At 66.8% G+C, this 18,999-nt stretch carries 20 protein-coding genes and 2 riboswitches; of the genes, 11 read left to right on the forward strand and 9 right to left on the reverse strand.

The features are described 5' to 3' along the window. Nucleotides 1-37: 37 nt before the first annotated feature. The 3 genes from ABTV68_RS07375 to ABTV68_RS07385 all read left to right on the forward strand — a co-directional run bounded on the left by ABTV68_RS07375 (nt 38) and on the right by ABTV68_RS07385 (nt 2,862). Complete coding sequence (locus tag ABTV68_RS07375; RefSeq protein ID WP_433676981.1) at nt 38-1,114, forward strand: DUF4241 domain-containing protein; 1,077 nt, start codon at nt 38-40, stop codon at nt 1,112-1,114. Between the two features lie 77 nt (nt 1,115-1,191). Next, nucleotides 1,192-2,058, forward strand: a complete 867-nt coding sequence (locus ABTV68_RS07380) for an AraC family transcriptional regulator (protein ID WP_433676982.1) — start codon at nt 1,192-1,194, stop codon at nt 2,056-2,058. 288 nt (nt 2,059-2,346) lie between these two features. Beyond that, nucleotides 2,347-2,862, forward strand: coding sequence for a CGNR zinc finger domain-containing protein (locus ABTV68_RS07385; protein ID WP_433676984.1), 516 nt, complete (start codon nt 2,347-2,349; stop codon nt 2,860-2,862). On the opposite strand, the gene ABTV68_RS07390 is transcribed toward ABTV68_RS07385, so the two are convergent. The 4 genes from ABTV68_RS07390 to ABTV68_RS07405 form a co-directional block, all read right to left on the reverse strand. Then, a complete protein-coding gene (locus tag ABTV68_RS07390) occupies nt 2,855-3,289 on the reverse strand; it encodes a VOC family protein (RefSeq protein ID WP_433676985.1) in 435 nt (144 codons plus the stop codon). The two genes, ABTV68_RS07385 and ABTV68_RS07390, sit on opposite strands and share 8 nt — an antisense overlap. Nucleotides 3,290-3,353: 64 nt before the next feature. Then, a complete protein-coding gene (gene arr / locus ABTV68_RS07395) occupies nt 3,354-3,761 on the reverse strand; it encodes an NAD(+)--rifampin ADP-ribosyltransferase (protein ID WP_433676986.1) in 408 nt (135 codons plus the stop codon). A 23-nt stretch (nt 3,762-3,784) separates the two neighbouring features. Beyond that, the gene (gene arfB, locus ABTV68_RS07400; protein WP_433676987.1) at nt 3,785-4,222 is read right to left on the reverse strand and encodes an alternative ribosome rescue aminoacyl-tRNA hydrolase ArfB; all 438 of its coding nucleotides are present in this window, start codon (nt 4,220-4,222) and stop codon (nt 3,785-3,787) included. A gap of 21 nt (nt 4,223-4,243) precedes the next feature. Then, nucleotides 4,244-4,819 (reverse strand): 1-acyl-sn-glycerol-3-phosphate acyltransferase, encoded by a 576-nt coding sequence (locus tag ABTV68_RS07405; protein ID WP_433676988.1) that lies wholly within the window; start codon nt 4,817-4,819, stop codon nt 4,244-4,246. 161 nt (nt 4,820-4,980) lie between these two features. Between ABTV68_RS07405 and ABTV68_RS07410 the strand changes: the two genes are divergently transcribed. Both ABTV68_RS07410 and ABTV68_RS07415 read left to right on the forward strand, forming a co-directional pair. After that, nucleotides 4,981-5,382, forward strand: a complete 402-nt coding sequence (locus tag ABTV68_RS07410; protein WP_433676989.1) for an MmcQ/YjbR family DNA-binding protein — start codon at nt 4,981-4,983, stop codon at nt 5,380-5,382. Nucleotides 5,383-5,521: 139 nt separating this feature from the next. Next, nucleotides 5,522-6,406 carry a G5 domain-containing protein gene (locus ABTV68_RS07415; protein WP_433676990.1) on the forward strand — a complete coding sequence of 295 codons (885 nt, stop codon included), beginning with the start codon at nt 5,522-5,524 and terminating at the stop codon, nt 6,404-6,406. A 9-nt stretch (nt 6,407-6,415) separates the two neighbouring features. On the opposite strand, the gene ABTV68_RS07420 is transcribed toward ABTV68_RS07415, so the two are convergent. The 3 genes from ABTV68_RS07420 to ABTV68_RS07430 all read right to left on the reverse strand — a co-directional run bounded on the left by ABTV68_RS07420 (nt 6,416) and on the right by ABTV68_RS07430 (nt 9,311). After that, nucleotides 6,416-6,778 (reverse strand): nuclear transport factor 2 family protein, encoded by a 363-nt coding sequence (locus ABTV68_RS07420; protein ID WP_433676991.1) that lies wholly within the window; start codon nt 6,776-6,778, stop codon nt 6,416-6,418. A 46-nt stretch (nt 6,779-6,824) separates the two neighbouring features. Continuing rightward, nucleotides 6,825-7,736, reverse strand: a complete 912-nt coding sequence (locus ABTV68_RS07425; protein WP_433676992.1) for a glycoside hydrolase family 3 N-terminal domain-containing protein — start codon at nt 7,734-7,736, stop codon at nt 6,825-6,827. Between the two features lie 411 nt (nt 7,737-8,147). After that, nucleotides 8,148-9,311, reverse strand: coding sequence for an AI-2E family transporter (locus ABTV68_RS07430; protein WP_433676993.1), 1,164 nt, complete (start codon nt 9,309-9,311; stop codon nt 8,148-8,150). Between the two features lie 102 nt (nt 9,312-9,413). Here ABTV68_RS07430 and ABTV68_RS07435 point away from each other — a divergent pair, with 102 nt between their 5' ends. After that, a complete protein-coding gene (locus ABTV68_RS07435; RefSeq protein ID WP_433676994.1) occupies nt 9,414-9,539 on the forward strand; it encodes a hypothetical protein in 126 nt (41 codons plus the stop codon). A 62-nt stretch (nt 9,540-9,601) separates the two neighbouring features. Here the strand turns inward: ABTV68_RS07435 and ABTV68_RS07440 are convergent, their stop codons facing one another. Beyond that, nucleotides 9,602-11,086, reverse strand: coding sequence for a DHA2 family efflux MFS transporter permease subunit (locus tag ABTV68_RS07440; RefSeq protein ID WP_433676995.1), 1,485 nt, complete (start codon nt 11,084-11,086; stop codon nt 9,602-9,604). Between the two features lie 151 nt (nt 11,087-11,237). Here ABTV68_RS07440 and ABTV68_RS07445 point away from each other — a divergent pair, with 151 nt between their 5' ends. Then, nucleotides 11,238-11,870: a DUF1345 domain-containing protein gene (locus ABTV68_RS07445; protein ID WP_433676996.1), complete on the forward strand. Its 633-nt coding sequence runs from the start codon at nt 11,238-11,240 to the stop codon at nt 11,868-11,870. Here the strand turns inward: ABTV68_RS07445 and ABTV68_RS07450 are convergent, their stop codons facing one another. After that, nucleotides 11,871-12,017 (reverse strand): hypothetical protein, encoded by a 147-nt coding sequence (locus tag ABTV68_RS07450; protein ID WP_433676997.1) that lies wholly within the window; start codon nt 12,015-12,017, stop codon nt 11,871-11,873. Between the two features lie 34 nt (nt 12,018-12,051). Here ABTV68_RS07450 and ABTV68_RS07455 point away from each other — a divergent pair, with 34 nt between their 5' ends. The 4 genes from ABTV68_RS07455 (at nt 12,052) to gcvP (ending at nt 18,736) form a co-directional block, all read left to right on the forward strand. Beyond that, nucleotides 12,052-14,040 carry an ABC transporter ATP-binding protein gene (locus tag ABTV68_RS07455; protein ID WP_433676998.1) on the forward strand — a complete coding sequence of 663 codons (1,989 nt, stop codon included), beginning with the start codon at nt 12,052-12,054 and terminating at the stop codon, nt 14,038-14,040. A 56-nt stretch (nt 14,041-14,096) separates the two neighbouring features. After that, nucleotides 14,097-14,182: riboswitch (glycine riboswitch) on the forward strand. A gap of 1 nt (nt 14,183) precedes the next feature. Then, a riboswitch (glycine riboswitch) is annotated at nt 14,184-14,268 on the forward strand. A gap of 48 nt (nt 14,269-14,316) precedes the next feature. Beyond that, complete coding sequence (gene gcvT, locus ABTV68_RS07460) at nt 14,317-15,471, forward strand: glycine cleavage system aminomethyltransferase GcvT (protein WP_433676999.1); 1,155 nt, start codon at nt 14,317-14,319, stop codon at nt 15,469-15,471. Beyond that, nucleotides 15,468-15,848: a glycine cleavage system protein GcvH gene (gene gcvH, locus ABTV68_RS07465; protein WP_433677000.1), complete on the forward strand. Its 381-nt coding sequence runs from the start codon at nt 15,468-15,470 to the stop codon at nt 15,846-15,848. Before gcvT ends, gcvH begins: the two co-directional genes overlap by 4 nt. Before the next feature lie 50 nt (nt 15,849-15,898). Then, on the forward strand, nt 15,899-18,736 hold the full coding sequence (gene gcvP / locus ABTV68_RS07470) for an aminomethyl-transferring glycine dehydrogenase (RefSeq protein WP_433677570.1): 2,838 nt from the start codon (nt 15,899-15,901) through the stop codon (nt 18,734-18,736). Nucleotides 18,737-18,999: the final 263 nt, after the last annotated feature.

Genomic DNA, 18,999 nt, shown 5'->3' on the forward strand with positions numbered 1-18,999 from the left:
CCGGTCCGGAACGACTTCTCCGCGGTAGCCTGACCGCATGACACACGCGAACGCATCGTTCTCGCCCGAAGATCGTGTGCAGCAGTTCATGGTGGACTATGAAACGCAGTGGCACATCGCTGCACCACTGTTCGATTCCCGCGATTCGGCCGCATCGAGGCGACCGTTCGAGGTGTGGAGAGAGCTCATGGAGCAGACCACACGCAATCACTTCACGCTCACGACCACTGTGAATCTTGCGGGAGTGTTCGGGAGACCCGCTGAGTACGGTCCGCAGGCGGAGGTCTTCGTGCGCGCGGACGTCGAGGGCGATACGGCATATGTGATCACCCAGATGACGTCGGGGCTGGAGAGCCTGCACGAGTACGCCCTCCAACGAGAAGGGCAGGACTGGCGGATCGTGTCCATCGCCGATCACTACGACGAACCGACCGCACCGTTCGTCGATCAGCCCACGATCGAGCAGAACCTCACGACCACCGGACCCGCGGCAGAGCTCCGCGAGCTTCCACCGGAGCAACGCGCGCTCGACGAGGTGCGCAACTTCGCCGAACGCGACGTCGTGCGCCCGAAGGATCAGCAGCTGGCACGGGCCGAGGTCTCCTCGCTGGGAACGTTCGTCACGAGCAGTGGTGCGCTCGCGGTGATCGACTTCGGCTACGACAACGACGATGCGCGTCCGCTCGCGCGCACGGTCCCGCCAGGGGCATACCCGGTGGAGCGCGTCACCGCGTTCGGGCGCAACGCCGCGGTCCGGATCCGATTCACCGACGACCAACCCGTGGAATGGCACCCCGCGTCACTCGCCGACAGTGGCCACGTGGTCGGGGTGGACGCCGGATGCGTCTGCATCGTCGACTACGTCGGATACGCCTCGATGTCTCGTCGGTCCAAAGCCGCCGCCCTCACCGCATTCTTCGCAGAGACCCGCCCATGCGCGATGACCTTCGACCTGGCGTCGGGCGGCATCGGCGTCGCGACGGATTCCGGCTACGGCGACGGGAGCTACCCGGTGTACTGGGGTGTCGACTCCGAGGGTCGTATCGCGCAACTCGTGGTGGACTTCATGGTCCTCGTGAATCAGGATGACGACGGAGTTCTGACGACGCTCTGACATCCGATCGGATCGGTCTCACGCTATCGGGCGGGGGCTCGCGGCTCACCGCAGAGTGGATATCGAAGGGAGCCACGATGATCGACATCCTCAACCGCATCGTCGACGAGATCGAGTCACATCTCGGTGACGACATCGACATCGACGCGCTCGCGGCGCGCGCGGGAACCACCGGGTATCACGCTCGGCGCATGTTCTCCTCGCTCGCCGGAATGCCGGTCTCCGACTACATCCGCCGCCGTCGCATGACCGTGGCGGCGGCGGACGTGGTCGGTGATGATGACCTGCTCACCGTCGCCGTGCGGTACGGCTACGGGTCGACCGAAGCCTTCGGTCGCGCCTTCCGCGCCGTTCACGGTGTCAGCCACGGCGACGTGCGCCGAGACGGTGGCCCCCTTCGCAGCCAACCACAGCTCAGGTTCCGCCTGACCGTCGAAGGGAGCATCCCGATGGATGCACGAATCACTCACCGACCCGCTTTCCGCCTCGTCGGCCATGCCGCTCGGGTCCCGCTCATCCACGAGGGCGTCAACCCGCACATTCAAGCCCACATCGCGGGTCTTCCAGTCGAAGAGCACGCACGCCTGAAGGCGCTCAGCAACACAGAACCGCACGGGCTGCTGCAGGTGAGCGACGACGTGGACGCCGACTACACCGAGGGCGCGGAGCTGACCTACCTGCACGGGGTGGCCGTGACGGAGAACGCCGCGGTCCCCGGGGATCTCGATGTGATCGAGGTCACGGACGGATCGTGGGCGGTCTTCCGTTCTGAGGGTCCACACCCCGCAGCCCTGCAGTCGGTGTGGGCCGCCACAGCGACAGAGTGGTTCCCGTCGAACCCGTGGCGCCTGCGTCCCGGTCCGTCCATCGTCGCCGTCATCGACCGCTCGGAGGACTTCACCACCGCGACCTGCGAGCTGTGGCTTCCGATCGAGCGCGCCTGACGTCAGGTGCGTGCCGGTGTGCGAGCGCGGCGCGAATCCGTGCGTGCGACACGCGTCGCGCTCGCCACCGCTCCCAGCACGCAACCTTCAGACGTCACGCGGTAGGTTCCGCACCGGCACTTCTCGTAGCGGATCCACCCCTCGCTCGTGGCGTGCGCTGACTCCGTCGACCAGTCATGCTGGTGCGCCTCGCTGTACATCGTTCCTCCTGCTCGCCGCTGCAGACGCCCGCTGGCGCCGCCCTGTCGACTGTGATGCAATGAGTCAGTGCAGTTCAACCATGACAACATGACGGGTCCACTGCTTGCGGCGGACCTGGTGACGCTGGCGGGTCGCGGGTGGAGTCGCGCGGCCGTTGCCGAGCTGCTCGCCGTTCATGCGATCCGTCGGCGTGAACTGTCGGAGGAAGCGTGCGAGCGACTGCGGCTCTGGGCGGCGAAGTTGCGCACCGCGTTCACGGCCCGTTCCGTGCCGGAGCGGATCGAGGCCATCAACGCGCTTCTGGCCGTGGGCACATCCCACGCGTATCTGACCACGCATGATGAACTCCGCCCGCACCTGCACTTCGCGGCCGAGAACGATGATCTCGTCGCGCGTGTGCAGGCGGTCACGGCCGGAGGCCTGGCGATCTTCTCCGTCGAAGCGGAGGGAGCACGGCTCGGCGCGTGCGAGCGCGACGGATGCCCCGCGGTGTTCGTGGACACCAGCCGCAACGGTCGCCGTTCCTACTGCAGCACCACGTGTGGCAATTACGAGGCTGTGCGCCGTCATCGCGCAACCGCTCGTGCCGGTGGGATCAGCTGATCCGTTCGGCGAGGCCCAGCAGAATCGACTCGGGGCCACGGACGTAGCACAGGCGATAGACGTCCGCGTAGGCGACGACCTCGCCGACGAGTTCTGCACCGTGGTCCCGGAGTCGGACGAGGACATCGTCCAGATCCTCCACCTCGAACATCACGCGAAGATAGCCGAAAGCGTTCACGGGGGCATCGCGATGATCCGCAATCACATCCGGCGCCCGGAATCGTGAGAGCTCGAGGCTGACCTCGCCGCCTGGCGTTCTCATCATGGCGATGTCAACACGTTGATCCACAAGTCCCGTCACACGACCCGCCCACGGGTCGTCGATCGACGTGCGGCCGTCGAGCACCAGGCCGAGCGCCTCGAAGAAGGCGATCGTGGTGTCGAGGTTCTCCACGACGATCCCGATGTTGTCCATGCGCACTGTCATGGCGTCAGGCTACGCCGTGATTCCTCACGCCGGGGGTGGCCGGGGGACGACGATGCGAGGGACCTCAGTTGATGATCTCGCCGCCGTTCGCGTTGACTGCGGCGATGCGGTCGCGCCAGTCCCGCAGCACCTCCGGCGCGAGACGGGTCCAGTCGTCCACCTCCGCGAGCACTCGCAGGGGAGCGGCGCTGCGGTAGGAGCGGGTCGGATTACCGGGGAACTTCTTGTCGGTCACGTTCGGATCGTTCTCGAACTCGCCGGTCGGCTCGACGAGGTAGACCCGCGGGAGACCCTCACCCGCGGCTAGTTCCGCCGCGAGCCCCGCTCCGTCCTTCAGCGCGGTGAAGTAGATGTGGTTCATGACGATCTCTGGCCGGTAGTTCGAGCGGAAACCGGCCGTGAGAAGGTCGCCGACGGACAGCTGGGCCTTGGTCCCGTGGAAGAACGGACCGTCATCGAGGACTGCACTCATCCCGACAGCGTAAGCCCGGCGTATCAGTCGGAGGTCGGACGCCGACGGTTCTGTTTCGTCTCGCTGCGACTGCGCTTGTCCTCCAGGCGGCGGCGCTGGGACGACCGGGTTGGGCGGGTGGCTCGCCGCGGGGTCTCCGGGGCGAGCGCCTCGCGAATCAGCTGAGCGACTCGTTCGCGCGCGGCGACGCGGTTGCGCAACTGCGATCGGTGCTCGCTGGCAGCGACGATCAGGGTGGTGTCGGTGATGCGCGGCGCGAGTCGGGTGAGCACCCGTCCACGCTGCGCGTCGGTCACGGGGAGCAGCGCGAGATCGACGGAGAGTTGAACTCGGGAATCCGCTGTATTGACTCCCTGGCCACCGGGGCCGGACGCGTGGGAGAACTGCTCGACCAGCGCTGCGGCCGGGATGACGAGTCCGCGAGGGATACCCGGACCGGGCATCACGCGAAGATCATCCATGCCTCCAGTGTGCCGTACGGCTCAGCGTGGGTCCTGTTCCTCGCGCAATCGCGGCTCGATGCGATGCTCAGGACGGAGCCCTGCCTTGTCCGCATAGAACGCGCGGATGCGATCCATGTCGGCCGTGATATCTCCGGTGAGCTCCAGCGTGGGGCCGAGACCGGTGGTCATGGTCGTGCGGTCGACGTAGCCGAGCGTGACCGGCATCCCGGTCTCGCGAGCGATGCGATAGAAACCGCTCTTCCAGTGACTGTGGCCGCTGCGGGTGCCGTCGGGTGTGACGACGAGACTGAACACCTCGCCGGAGCGGATGCGGTCGACGACCTCGGAAACGACGCGACTCGGGTCGGAGCGGTCCACGGGGATGCCGCCCAATCGACGCATGATGCCCCCGCGCCAACCGCGAAACAGACTCTTCTTTCCCAGCCAGCGCACGTCGATGCGGAGGGACCAGGCGATGGCCAGCATCAGCACGAAGTCCCAGTTCGAGGTGTGCGGTGCGCCGATGAGGATGCTCGGACGCGTGGGGGCAGGTTCCGTGACCAGTCGCCAGCGAGACAGCGACCAGTACAGGCGTGCGATCAGGCGGGAGAGCATCCTTCCACCGTAGGCGGGGGCATATGCTCGCCATCGTACGTGTATCGCACACGCGCGCTCGGCCGGCGGCCGAGACGTGCGCGGGAACCCGCGGTGCCGAGCGGCGGTGCGTGCTCGATGCGCGCAAGCACGATGTCGGAAGCCACCCGTACGCTCGGACCATGCCAGTGATCGATGACGTGCGCCGAATCGCTGCGGACCTGCCCGGGAGCGAGGAACGCGAGACCACGGCTGGCCCGGCGTGGTTCGTGAGGAACAAGGCCTTCGTCTGGGAGTGTCGCGCCTGGCCGAGCATTCCGGCGGAGCTCCGCGAGATCATCGAGCGCGAGCTGGTTGTCGGAGTGAAGGTCGCCCAATCGATCGAAGCCGACGCCCTGCGGGAGATGCACCCCGACGTGTTCCTGGCGCAGACAACGCGGTGGGGCGAACCGAAGGTGGCGTTCCGCATGGGCGGGATCGATGCAGAACATCTGGAGGAGCTCATCATCGAGTCCTGGCGCGTGCAAGCTCCGCGCTACCTTCGCCGTGAGCTGGATGTGCGGATGGGCTTCGCTGATTCGTGAGGCGTTGGACGGTGTGAGACGGATTCCGTAAGCTGTCCGGAACATTCGAACCCCGTCCCCGGTCCCGACGCGACAGAGCCGTTGCGCGCCGTCCGACCGCGACTCCACCCGAGGGGCGGAGGATTCGGGAGAGGAATCCATGCGGCCCGACGCTCGAAATCTCACGTCTCCGATGCCGACGCAGCAGCAGCGCTCGCTGTTTGCCCGGGTGCCCTGGTGGGCCTGGATCGTCATCGGCGGCGTGACGGTGATGCTAGGTGCGGTTCTGGCACCGCTCATCGTTCTGGTGTCACTCGTCGTCCTCGTGACCGGCATCTTCAGTCTGGTGCGCGGCACTCCAACGTGGTTGGGGCTCGGATCCCGCCGCACTGCGGCTGTCACGGTTGCGGGTGCGGCCGTCGTGCTGGTGATCGCGTCAGTAATCACCTCAGTGACTCAGCACGCGGACAGACCTGCCGCGAGCGCGCCCGTCGGCTTTGCCGCCGCGCAACACACACCGACCGCCCCAGCGCAGCAGGCCGCGACAGCGCCCACCGCGGAAGCGGTGCCGACCCCTGTGGTGGTGGTGAGCGAACAGACGGTCACCGAACCGGTCGCCTTCACCGAATCGGTGGTCGAGGACAACACCATTCCGCGGGGAGAGACGCGAGTCGCAACCGTTGGTCAGAACGGCGAGGTCGCCATCGTGTATCGAGTGACAACGGTCGACGGCACAGAGACCGAGCGTGTCGAGGTATCCCGCACGACGACCCTGGAGCCGGTCACCCAGGTGATCGCGAGTGGCACGTTCGTTGCGCCGCAGACCTTTGTCGGCGATGGAGGCGATCCAGAGGAAGCGGTCGCGGAGAGCGACGGCTGCGACCCGAACTACGCGGAAGCGTGTGTGCCTATCGCATCCGACGTCGATTGCGCGTGGGGAACAGGCGACGGACCCGCATACCTGGACGGCGTTGCCCGCGTCATCGGCTCGGACATCTATGACCTCGATCGCGACAACGACGGGTGGGCGTGCGAGCGCGACTGAGTCGCACGGTCACTTCTTGCGGGCGATCCACCAATCGGTGAACTCCACGGCGCGGCCCTCGTCGTCGAAGCGCACGAGCCAGAGGTTGTCGTAAGTGCCCTGCTTCGGCCCCGTGGGATAAGTGGTGACGCCACGAATCGCGGCGGCATGCGCGTCCTCGACGGCGATGGACCACTCGAACTCCCACGTGCCGGGCTCATCGCGCTCCTCCAGCCAGAACGGGACGATCTCCTCGATACCGGAGGCGATCTGCGACGCGTTCGGGCGCGGGTGGTACACGGCATCCGGAGCGAAGACGGCGGCGATGTCAGCCGGATCGTTGGTCTGCCAGGCGGTGAGGTAACGAGTGACGAAGTCGGTCGCGTTGGTCATGGAGCAAGTCTGCTCCTGACCTCCGACATTGGGCCAGTCGGGTCGGTCAGCTCGAGAGGGCCAGGCGCTGCGCCATGGCCAGGCGCGCGGAGGCATTCACGATGGTGATCGGAAGCCGTCCGTCGGCGACCGCCGCTTCGAGACCATCCAGCAGGTCCGCAGGCGAGATCGGGTGAGGTCCGTCGGCCACGATCACGAGCATCGTCGTGCCGGCGGCCAGTGCCGAAACCGCATTGGTGACACGATCGGCGTACGCAGGATCGCCGGAGTTCTCCAGCATGCCCATGTCGTCCGAGACGATCAAACCGTCGAAGCCCAGATCGTCGCGCAGGATGTCGTGCCAGCGCGGCGACAGCGATGCGGGAAGCGAATCGACCGCCGAGTACACGAGATGGCCAAGCATGACGGCTTCTGCCCCCGCGTCGATCCCTGCTTCAAAGGGCCGGGCTTCGGCTTTCCTCCAGCGCTCGAAATCGAGGTCTGTGTGGGGCAGGGAGGAGTGCGAGTCCCCGGGCGCGGCGCCGTGTCCGGGAAAGTGCTTGAGCGTTGAGAGCACGCCGGCCGAAGCCTCGGCCCTGACGGCGGCGGCGACACGCTCAGACGCGGACCCCGGATCGGTCCCGAGCACCCGCGCGAAGATGAACGAGTTCGGATCAGCAGTGATATCAGCCACGATGCCGAAGTTCGTGTTCAGTCCGGCCCGGCCCACCAGAGCCGCGCGCTGCGTGAAGGCGTCGATCGTGCTCTGCGGCGGCGCATCCGCAAGCTGGTGACCAGCGGGCAGATCGTCCTCGGGCAGCCGCGTGACATCGCCGCCTTCCTCGTCGATGGCGAGGATCAGCGGTGGATCTGCAGACACCGCTCGGGTGATCGCTGCGACGTCGGCGATGCCTGAGCCGATGTTGTCGCCCATCATGATCAGTCCGCCGGGATGGTACGCATCCACGAACGCCTTCATCGCCGCAGGATCAGTTCCAGCGGAGTGAAGGATGAGAAGCGAGGCAAGACGATCGCGCAGGCTCATCGCTGCCACGCGTTCCGCCGCGATATCCGGTGGAGGCGTGGGCGAGGGGGTGATGGAGGGCGACGCCGTTCGCGTCTGCGATGGCGTGGAGTCCGATGTGGATGCCGTCGGGGAGGCGCATGCTGCGAGTCCGAACAGGAGGACGGCCGCCATCACACCCAGGCCACGGCGTATCGGACGGGACGGGGACCGAAGCACAGACACCACTCCACCGTACGTCGGGTCTCCGACGTTCGTCTGGGGCTTAGCTCGAGACAGGATCCGGCCGAACCCTCGTTCCCCACCCACGCCCTGATCAGAACAGTGATCACCCCGGCGCAGGGACGATCAGCACGGCGCTTCTGATCAGTGAGCGTTGCCCTCGGCGGCAGCGGTCTCCATGGGATCGGGGTCGGCGACCTTCCGATCCTGGCGCGGGAAGACCACCTGCTGAAGGATGATGATGACACTCGCCGCGACGGGGATCGCGACCAGCGCGCCCAGGATGCCGCCGATCGCGCCGCCGGCCACAGCTCCGATCACCACGACGGCACCGGGGACGGCGACCGCCTTGGCCATGATGCGCGGGCTGATCACATAGGCCTCGATCTGCATGTAGACCAGGTACCAGATGCCGACGACGATCGCCGGGACATAGCTGTCGCCGCTCGCGAGAGCGCCGATGAGAACGATGGCGGTGTTGATCACGGAGGCGGAAAGCGTTCCGACCAGCGGGATGCACGAGCCGATGAATGCGATGAGGGCGAGGAGGACCGGCATCGGCGCCTGCACGATCAGCATGAGAATCAGCGTGAGCACACCGTTGATCGAGGCGAGGCTCGCCTGGCCGATCACGTAGCGGCCGACCGCCGCTGAGACGTCCTCCATGACGTCGCTGAAACCGGCGCGTTGGTAGGCGGGAACGAATCGCACCGTCACGCGCTTCATGCCGCGCAGCGACGCCATGAAGTACAGCGTGAGGATGAGCACGATGATCACACCGGTCACGCCACTCGCGATGCCGGAGCCCACCTGCACGATGCCGCCGCCGACGGAGAAGATGTTGTTCGGATCCTGGATGAACGCCAGCGCACCGTTCAGAGCTTCCTGGATGTTGGAGCCGTAGCGGGTCGTGATGTCGTGGTACCAGTCGGACGCCTGCACATCCTGGACGACCTTCGGCAGGGTCTGCGTGAGGTTCGCGATCTGCTCGATGATCACCGGCACGATCGCCCACAGGATGCCGGCGAACACGATCAACACGATCGCGACCACGATGCCGACCGCTGCGCCGCGCGGCATACGACGCTCCAGGAAAGAGATGATCGGGTCGAGGCCGAGGGCGAGAAACAGCGCCACGCCCACGTAGACGAGGACCGTGGCCATCTGACCGACGACCACGCCGATCCCGATGGCGACGAGCACGCCCAGGCCTCCCAGCAGGCCCCAGATGAACGGCTGCACTCGGAACGGGCTGGCGGCGACGGATCGCCTGCCGGAAACGGAGAACTCCAGCGGTCGCTTCTTCATTTCCGCTCCCCTCTGCGAACGTGTTCTGACCAGAGTAGTGCGCGGCACGGACAGTCCTCGCCCGACGCCCTCGATGTGCCGCAACGCGAGTAGCATTGCGCCATGACCACTCCGCAGACCACCGTTCAGCCGCTCACCCCCGTCCTCAACGGGCTCAACCTGTTGGGCGATGACGCCGCCGGTGCATCGTGTTGCGGTGGGTCCGCCTGCGGCATCACCGAAGGCTGAACGAAGGTCTGACATGACGAAGGCCCGGGCGATCGCCCGGGCCTTCGTCATGTCATCTGCGCTCAGTGAGCGGGTGCACCCTCGGGTGCGTCCGCCGGCTTGCGGATGAAGAACGACATCACGAAGGTGACGACCGACAGGGAAGCTGCGATCGTGAACGCAGCTCCGGTTCCCGCGGCACCGGCCGCACCCTCCGCTGCACCATGAGCGGTCGCGGATGCCTTTGCCGCCTCCAGGATGGTGATCATGAGGGCGATGCCCGCCGCGCCGGCCACCTGCTGCACGGTGCCGAGCACCGCGCTGCCGTGGGAGTAGTACTTCGGCTGCACCGACCCGAGCGAGGCGGTGAACAGCGGGGTGAACGCCATCGCCAGGCCGATGGACAGCAGCGTCTGGGCGACGCCGATCACCCACACGTTGGTGTCCGCGGTGAGGGTCGTGTAGAACCACAGCACCGCGGCGGCGATGAACGAACCCGGGATCAGCAGCACACGAGGACCACGAGCGTCGTAGATGCGCCCGATGATCGGCCCGAGCAGACCCATGGCGAGCGAACCCGGCAGCAACAGCAGGCCGGAGTCGAGGGCCGAGATGCCCAGCACGCTCTGCAGGTAGAGCGGCAGCACCGTGATCGCGCCGAAGAACGACAGCGACAGGAACAGCATCATCAGGATGGACAGGGTGAAGTTCCGCGAGAGGAACACACGCAGATCCAACAGAGCGTCATCCTTGCGCTGCAGCACCAGCTGACGCCAGATGAACAGCGCCAATCCGATGACACCGACGGCCAGGGATGCGGCGAGCGTGACGCCCGCGAGCGGGCCCGCACCATCGCCGCTTGCCGCTGCCTTCTCCGCGCCACCGATCTGGCTGAGGCCGAACACGATGCCACCGAAGCCGAACGCGGACAACACGATCGAGAGCACATCCAGCGGAGCCTTCTTGGGCTCGCCGACGTTCACCATCCACTTGGCACCAGCGAGCATCGCGATGATGGCGATGGGCAGCACGATGCCGAAGATCCAGCGCCAGCCGATCGAGTCGAGGATCAGGCCTGCCATGGTGGGGCCGATGGCGGGCGCGAGCGACATCACGATGCTCATGCGACCCATGAAGCGACCGCGAGAGGCCGGTGGCACCAGCTCCATGACCGTGGTCATCATCAGGGGCATCATCACGGCTGTACCGGAGGCCTGAACGACGCGCGCGATCAGCAGTACCTCGAAACCGGGAGCGAGGAACGCGATCAGCGTGCCCGCGCTGAACAGCGTGATGGCGGTGAGGAACACCTGGCGGGTGGTGAAGCGCTGGAGCAGGAAACCCGTGGTCGGGATGATCACGGCCATGGTGAGCATGAACGCGGTGGTGAGCCACTGGGCGGCACCGGCGGTGATGTGGAGGTCGTCGATGAGATGCGGGATCGCCACACCCATCGTCGTCTCATTGAGGATGGCGACGAAGGCCGCCGCGAGGAGAAGAGAGAGGAGTCGGTTGGCGTTCGCGGGCATCGCGCCGGAGCGAGTGGGTACGGCGGCGGTGTCGGTCATGAGGTGCTTCCTGATTCAAGTGCTCGAGATGCGAGCTGGTGCGACGGGACGGGTGCGTCCCGAGGACTGCTGGATAAGCGTAACGAGGGGGTCGGACATTGCATTCCCGAGACCGCACAACGCGGGTCGGACGTCGTGGGACGATGGCGCCATGCGTTTCGTGCACATGCCGCTGGTGCGCATCATCACCAGCGCGATCATCGGGGTGGTCGTGGGTCTGTCGGTCGGATCGGTTCTCGGCCCGGCGGCCGGTTCTCTCGCGGGCTGGGGCGCCGCGGCACTGGTGGTCTCTGCGTGGATTCTGCTCGTCGTGTGGCCGATGGATCCGGAGCGAACCCGCACTCACGCGGTGCGGGAGGACCCCGGCCGAGACCTCGCTCGCGCGTTGTCCCTGCTCGGCAGCATCGTGTCGCTCGGCGCGGTCGTACTCGTGGTGCTGCAGAGCAATGCGACCGATCACGCCCGAGCGCGCGTGCTCGCCGCGATCGCCGTCGGCAGCGTTGTCGCCACCTGGATTCTCATCCAGACCGACTACATGCTCCGCTACGCGCGCATCTACTACTCCGAGCCGGTGGGCGGCATCGACTTCAACGAGGACGATGCGCCGCAGTACAGCGACTTCGCCTACTTCTCGGTCGGCCTCGGCATGACCTACCAGGTGGCGGACACGAACGTGCGCACCAAACAGCTGCGGAAGGTCGTGATCGCGCAGACGATGCTGGCGTATCTCTTCGGTGCCGTCATCCTCGGCACCGTCATCAACCTGGTGACGGGTCTGGCCTGATCAGCGCAGGTTGCCGTTGCCCTCACCGTGGACGAGATCGGTCGGGACGGCACGCGGCATGTAGTTCTTCCACAGAACTTCCTCCGGTGCGTCCCGGTCATCGAGCTCGGCGTCGGTGGGACGGCGCGGTTCATTCGGAGTGCTCATGCCGCAACCATAGACCCGGGCATAGGGTGATGGGATGAGTTTCGGCGGATTCGGCGGCGGCATGGGAAACGGCGGACCGTTCCGGGGAGTCGACGCCGATTCGCAGCGAAAGGCCAACGCGGCAGCCCCGCGAATCCCTGATCTGGGTCGACGCGTCGTCGCTCTGTTCCGCCCGTATCGCGGACGCATCCTGATCACCGTGCTGCTTGTGATCGCGGGAGCCGCGGTCGCGGTGGTGCCGCCCCTGCTGGTGCAGCGCGTCTTCGACGATGCGCTCTTTCCCGCGGACGCGCGCCCGCAGCTCTCGCTGCTGATCGCACTGGTGTCGGGGATGATCGGGCTGTTCCTGCTCTCGGCGCTCCTGGGCGTGGCGCAGACGTGGTTCACCTCCACGGTCGGCAACGCGGTGACCGGCGATCTGCGCGTCAAGCTCTTCGAACATCTGCAGTCGATGGAACTCGGCTTCTTCACCCGCACGAAGACCGGGGTGATCCAGTCGCGCCTGCAGAACGATGTGGGCGCGGTGTCGAATGTGCTCACGTCCACCGTGACCAGCATCATCGGCAATACCGTCACGGTCGTCGCCTCGATCGTCGCGATGGTGCTGATCGACTGGCGGCTCACCATCCTCGCGGTCATCCTCATGCCGATTCTGGCGCTCATCCAGCGCCGAGTCGGGCAGGTGCGAGCGCGCATCGCGGGCCAGACCCAGGAGTCCCTCTCGGAACTGAGCTCCATCACGCAGGAGACCCTGAGCGTTTCGGGGATCCTGCTGTCGAAGTCCTTCAATCGGCAGCGCACCGAGTCGGCGCGATATGCCGCGGAGAACACGAATCAGGTGAGTCTGCAGGTCAAGCGGGCGATGAGCGGCCAGGGCTTCTTCGCCGTCGTCCAGGTTCTGATGGCGTCTGTTCCGGCAGTCGTCTATCTCGTCGCGGGCTATCTCATCACCGGGGGTGCGGACACGATCACGGCGGGGACCATCGTCGCCTTCACCACCGTGCAGGCGCGTCTGCTCCAGCCCCTCATGGGTCTGATGCGGGTCGCCCTCGACCTGCAGACCTCCGTCGCCGTCTTCAGCCGGATCTTCGAGTACCTCGACCTCACTCCGGCTATCCAGGACGTCCCGAATGCCACCGCGGTCGCCGATGCGCCCGGTCCGCGGGGCCGGATCGAGTTCCGCGACGTGGTATTCCGCTATCCCGACGCCAGCCCGGATTCCCGAGCGACGCTGGACGGCATCAGCTTCACGATCGAACCCGGCCAGAACGTCGCGTTCGTGGGTCCGTCGGGTGCGGGCAAGACCACGATCCTGTACCTGGCACCGCGCTTCTACGAGGTCAGCGGGGGAGCGGTGCTGTTCTCCGGCGCCGACGTCCGCGATCTCACCCAGGCGTCGATCATCGACAACGTCGGCATCGTCTCCCAGGAGACCTATCTGTTCCACGCGACGATCCGCGAGAACCTGCGTTACGCCAAGCCCGATGCGACCGATGCAGAGCTCGAGGCGGCGTGCCGCGCGGCGAACATCCACCATGTGATCAGCGGCTTCGAGAAGGGCTACGACACCGTCGTGGGCGAACGCGGGTACCGGCTTTCGGGGGGCGAGAAGCAGCGCATCGCGATCGCGCGCGTCCTCCTCAAGGACCCGCCGGTGATCCTGCTCGATGAGGCCACCAGTGCATTGGACACCGTCTCGGAGCGTGTGGTGCAGGAAGCGCTGGACGAAGCATCGAAGGGACGCACGACGCTGTCCATCGCGCACCGGCTCTCCACCGTGATCGGTGCTGACGTGATCCACGTGGTGGAGGCCGGGCGCATTGTGGAATCGGGGACGCATGCCGAACTCCTCGCCGCAGGCGGGTTGTACGCGCAACTCGCCCAGCAGCAGATCGATGCCTCCCGAGTGCTGCGTGAGGACGTCATCCAGGCTCCGGTCGCCCTGGACGCTTCCGTCGTCGTTGACGTCGATGATGATCCCCACCTGGATACCGGGACGATCGCCACCCCGCCGTTGCGATGACGCGTGGCCCAGGCCGCTCGCGACCGCTATGCTGGCCTGACAATCGAACACGACTCATGGTCGCCGCGGGAGAGTCCGTCACGGACACCGAAGGAGCAAGCCTCCCCGCCAATCTCTCAGGTCAACACACCGCGGAGACCCGGTCACTCTGAAAAGCGATCCCACGCGGATCCGCCGACGGTGAAAGCACCCCTGGTGTGAAACTCTCAGGCCCATGACAGAGGGGGAGCTCCAGACGCCGTCCGGCGTCCGGCTCGCCCTTTCGCCGGGAGAATCATGACGGAACCCCGCTACACGCCCCTCCGAGACCGCCACGAGGCACTCGGTGCCGCCTTCACCGACTTCGGCGGCTGGATGATGCCGGTGCGCTACACGTCGGACCTCGCCGAGCACAAGGCCGTCCGCGAGAGCGCTGGGCTGTTCGACATCTCGCACATGGCGGAGTTCCTCCTGGCCGGTGCGGACGCCGCCGCATTCCTCGACTACGCGGTGGCCGGACGCATCTCCACGATGAAGGTCGGCAAAGCCAAGTACTCTCTGCTGCTCGACGAGCGCGGCGGCATCATCGACGACCTCATCGTCTACCGCATGGCCGACGACAGGTTCCTCATCATCTCCAATGCCGGCAACCGTGCCGCGGTGAGTTCTGCGCTCGCGGACCGTGCTTCCGACTGGGACGCGGGTGTGGCCGAGCGCCTCACGGGTGCTGCTTCGCAGCGGGCCGAGGCGCTGGTCGAGGACGTCTCCGACGACATGGCACTGATCGCCGTTCAGGGTCCCGAAGCGCGGGCCATTCTGGAGGCGCTCCCGGGCTTCACCGTGAGCGGCGTGCCGCTCGCAGAGCTCGCTTACTACGCGTGGAGCGAGGGCGACTTCGGTCAGACTCCCGTGTTTATCGCTCGCACGGGCTACACCGGTGAGGACGGCTTCGAGCTGCTGGTGCCGAACTCCGCCGCCGGCGAGCTGTGGGATGCGCTGCTGGCGTCCGGTGTCGGAACGCTGGTACCCGCCGGTCTCGCCGCGCGCGACACGCTGCGTCTCGAGGCGGGCATGCCGCTGTACGGACACGAGCTCTCGCTGGAGACCGCGCCGGCTCAGGCGGGGCTCGGTCGCGTCGTCGCCGCCGACAAGGACGACTTCGTCGGCAAGGACGGCCTGGCGGCGCGGGATCTCACCGACGCCCCCGTGCTGGTCGGCCTCACCGCCGACGGCAAGCGTGCCGGTCGTGCCGGATATGACGTCTACCGGGGCGAGGAGAAGGTCGGGGAGATCACCTCCGGCGCGCTCAGCCCGACGCTGGGTCATCCCATCGCGATGGCTCTCGTCCACCCCTCGGCTGCGGCCGAGGGCACCGAACTTCAGCTGGACGTGCGGGGCACCCGCATTCCGGCCACCGTGACCGCCCTGCCTTTCTACCGGAGGACCAAGTGACCGATCTCAACTCCCTCAAGTACACGTCCGAGCACGAATGGATCGCCCTCGACGGCGACATCGCGACCATCGGCATCACGTCGTACGCCGCGGCGCAGCTCGGCGACATCGTCTACCTCGACCTGCCTGCGGTCGGCACGGAGATCGCGATCTCCTCCGTCGTGGGCGAGATCGAGTCGACCAAGTCCGTCGGCGAGCTCTACGCGCCGCTGAACGGCGAGGTCGTGGAGACCAATCAGGCCGCGGCCGACGAGCCGTCGCTGGTCAACTCCGAGCCGTTCGACGGCGGCTGGCTGATCAAGGTGCGCGTCTCGGGCGATCTGCCCGGTGACCTCCTCGACCACGCCGCGTACCAGGCGCTGGTGGGCGAGGCGTGACCCGCTTCCAGGACCGCCACATCGGGACGGACGCCGCGGCGCAGCAGGTCATGCTGGACGCGCTGGGAGTCACCAGCGACGACGGCGACCTCCTCGGTGCGCTCGTCGAGCGTGCGCTGCCGACCGTCATCCGCGGTGAGCGACCGGAATCCGTGCTGCCGGAGGCGGCATCGGAGGCCGAGGCGATCGCGGAGCTGCGCGCACTCGCATCCCGCAACCGCGTCACCCGTCCGATGATCGGCCTCGGCTACTACGGCACCCTCACGCCGTCGGTCATCCAGCGCAATGTCCTGGAGAACCCGTCCTGGTACACGGCCTATACGCCGTATCAGCCCGAGATCTCTCAGGGGCGCCTGGAGGCGCTGATCAACTTCCAGACGATGGTGTCCGACCTCACCGGCCTCGACACCGCCAACGCGTCCATGCTGGACGAATCGACGGCCGTCGCCGAGGGGATGCTCCTGGCACGGCGGGCGTCGCGCGCGAAGACCGACGTCTTCGTCGTCGACGCCGACGCGCTGCCGCAGACAAAGGCTGTTCTCGCCACGCGCGCGGACGCTGTCGGCATCACTCTGGTCGAGGTCGACTTCGCCGCGGGCGAGGAGATGCCGGCCGAGCTGTTCGGGTCCTTCGTGCAGTACCCGGGCGCGTCTGGTCGCGTCTGGGATATCTCCGGTGTGATCGACGCGACCCACACCGCGGGCGGTCTGTCCGTTGTCGCGGCCGACCTTTTGGCTCTCACTCTGCTGCGTTCGCCCGGTTCGATGGGCGCGGATGTCGCGGTGGGCACCACCCAGCGCTTCGGCGTGCCGCTCGGCTTCGGTGGACCGCATGCCGGATACATGGCGGTGCACTCGGGGCTGGAGCGTCAGCTGCCCGGTCGCCTCGTGGGCGTCTCGGTCGATGCCGAGGGCAAGCCCGCGTACCGACTGTCGCTGCAGACGCGTGAGCAGCACATTCGTCGTGAGAAGGCGACGAGCAACATCTGCACCGCGCAGGTGCTGCTGGCCGTGATGGCGTCGATGTACGCGGTCTACCACGGGCCCGACGGGCTGCGTCGCATCGCGATGGACGTTGCCGGCAAAGCGGCGACTCTCGCATCCTGGCTGCGCAAGGGCGGGTTGGAGATCGCTGAGGACGCCTTCTTCGACACGATCCAGGTACAGGTTCCCGGTCGAGCCGGTGAGGTCGTCGCTGCGGCGCATGCAGCGGGCTACCTGCTGCGTGAGGTCTCGCCTGACGTCGTCGGCATCGCCACTGACGAATCGACGACCTACGAGGATCTGCTCGCGGTGGTCGCCGCGTTCGGCGTTGCATCGCCGGAAGGGATCGTGTTCGGCGCGACTCCGTTCTCGGGAGCTTTCCATGCGCTGGCAGAGGTCTGGGGTGATCTGCGGCGCCAGGAGTCCTATCTGACGCACCCGGTGTTCAGCCTGCACCACAGCGAGACGGCGATGATGCGCTATCTCAAGCAGCTGGCCGATCGGGACTACGCGCTGGATCGGGGCATGATCCCGCTGGGTTCGTGCACCATGAAGCTCAACGCGGCGACCGAGATGGCTGCGATCACCTGGCCGGAGTTCGCGGGGCTGCACCCGTTCGCTCCCGCCGAGGACGTGGCGGGCATTCTGGAGCTGGTGGATCAGCTCGAGACCTGGCTGGCCGACGTCACGGGCTACGACGCCGTCTCGCTGCAGCCGAACGCCGGCTCGCAGGGCGAGCTCGCCGGCCTGCTGGCGATTCGCGGTTACCACCTGTCGCGGGGGGACGAGCACCGCACGGTGTGCCTCATCCCGTCGTCTGCACACGGCACGAACGCGGCTTCCGCGGTGCTGGCGGGCATGAAGGTGGTCGTCGTGGCCACCGATGATCTCGGAAACGTGGATCTCGCCGACCTGAAGGCCAAGATCGCCCAGCATGCCGACGAGCTCGGCGCGCTGATGATCACCTACCCGTCCACGTTCGGCGTGTACGAGAGCGACGTGATGGAGGTCACCTCGGCGGTTCACGCCGCGGGTGGTCAGGTGTACATCGACGGGGCCAACTTCAACGCCCTTGTCGGGATCAGCCGGTTCGGCGATCTCGGCGGCGATGTGTCGCACCTGAACCTGCACAAGACGTTCGCGATCCCGCACGGCGGTGGCGGACCCGGTGTGGGTCCGGTCGCTGCGAAGGCGCACCTGGCGGAGTTCCTTCCGGGACATCCCCAGGCACAGCGCGCTGAGCACGCCGGGGGACACGTTTTCGCGGGTGGTCCGGTGTCGGGCGCGCCGTACGGTTCTGCCGGCGTGCTGCCGATCTCGTGGGCGTACGTGCGCATGATGGGTGCGTCGGGTCTGCGCGATGCGACCGCGGCCGCGGTGCTGTCGGCGAACTACATCGCCAAGCGGCTTGAGGATCACTACCCGGTGCTGTACACGGGTGAGGGCGGCTTCGTCGCTCACGAGTGCATCCTCGACCTGCGTCCCCTCAAGGAGGAGACGGGGGTCACGGTGGACGATGTCGCCAAGCGCCTCATCGACTACGGCTTCCACGCTCCGACCATGTCGTTCCCGGTCGCGGGCACGCTCATGGTGGAGCCGACGGAGTCGGAGGACATCGGTGAGATCGACCGCTTCATCGAGGCGATGATCCAGATCAAGGCGGAGGCCGATCAGGTCGCCGCGGGCGTCTGGCCCGCCGACGACAACCCTCTGGTCAACGCTCCGCACACCGCGGAGTCGGTGATCGCGGGGGAATGGACGCACGCCTACCCGCGCGAGCTCGCGGTGTACCCGGTGCACACCCTGGTGCGCACCAAGTACTGGCCCCCGGTGCGCCGCATCGATCAGGCCTACGGCGACCGCAACCTCGTCTGCGCCTGCCCCCCGATCGAGGCCTTCGCCTAACTCCCGCGTCCTGACCCTCGTGCCCTGACCTGCGTGCCCTGACGCTGGGGCTCGTATCCCGGGCCACCACATCCCGCGAGACTTCCGTCTGTGGGTGAGAATTGCCGCATTGCGGTGTGTGAAGTCTCAGGACATAGTGGACGTTGAGTCTCAGGACATAGTGGACACAGTTATTGGGGCGGTGGGGTGTCGATCTGGCGCGCGAGGCTGGTCATTGGTTTCGTGGTGGGCCAGGTGATTGTGACGATTTGAGTGCCTCGGGA

This window comes from Microbacterium gorillae, from assembly GCF_050990725.1.
In the GTDB taxonomy this organism is placed as follows: Bacteria; Actinomycetota; Actinomycetes; order Actinomycetales; family Microbacteriaceae; genus Microbacterium; species Microbacterium gorillae_A.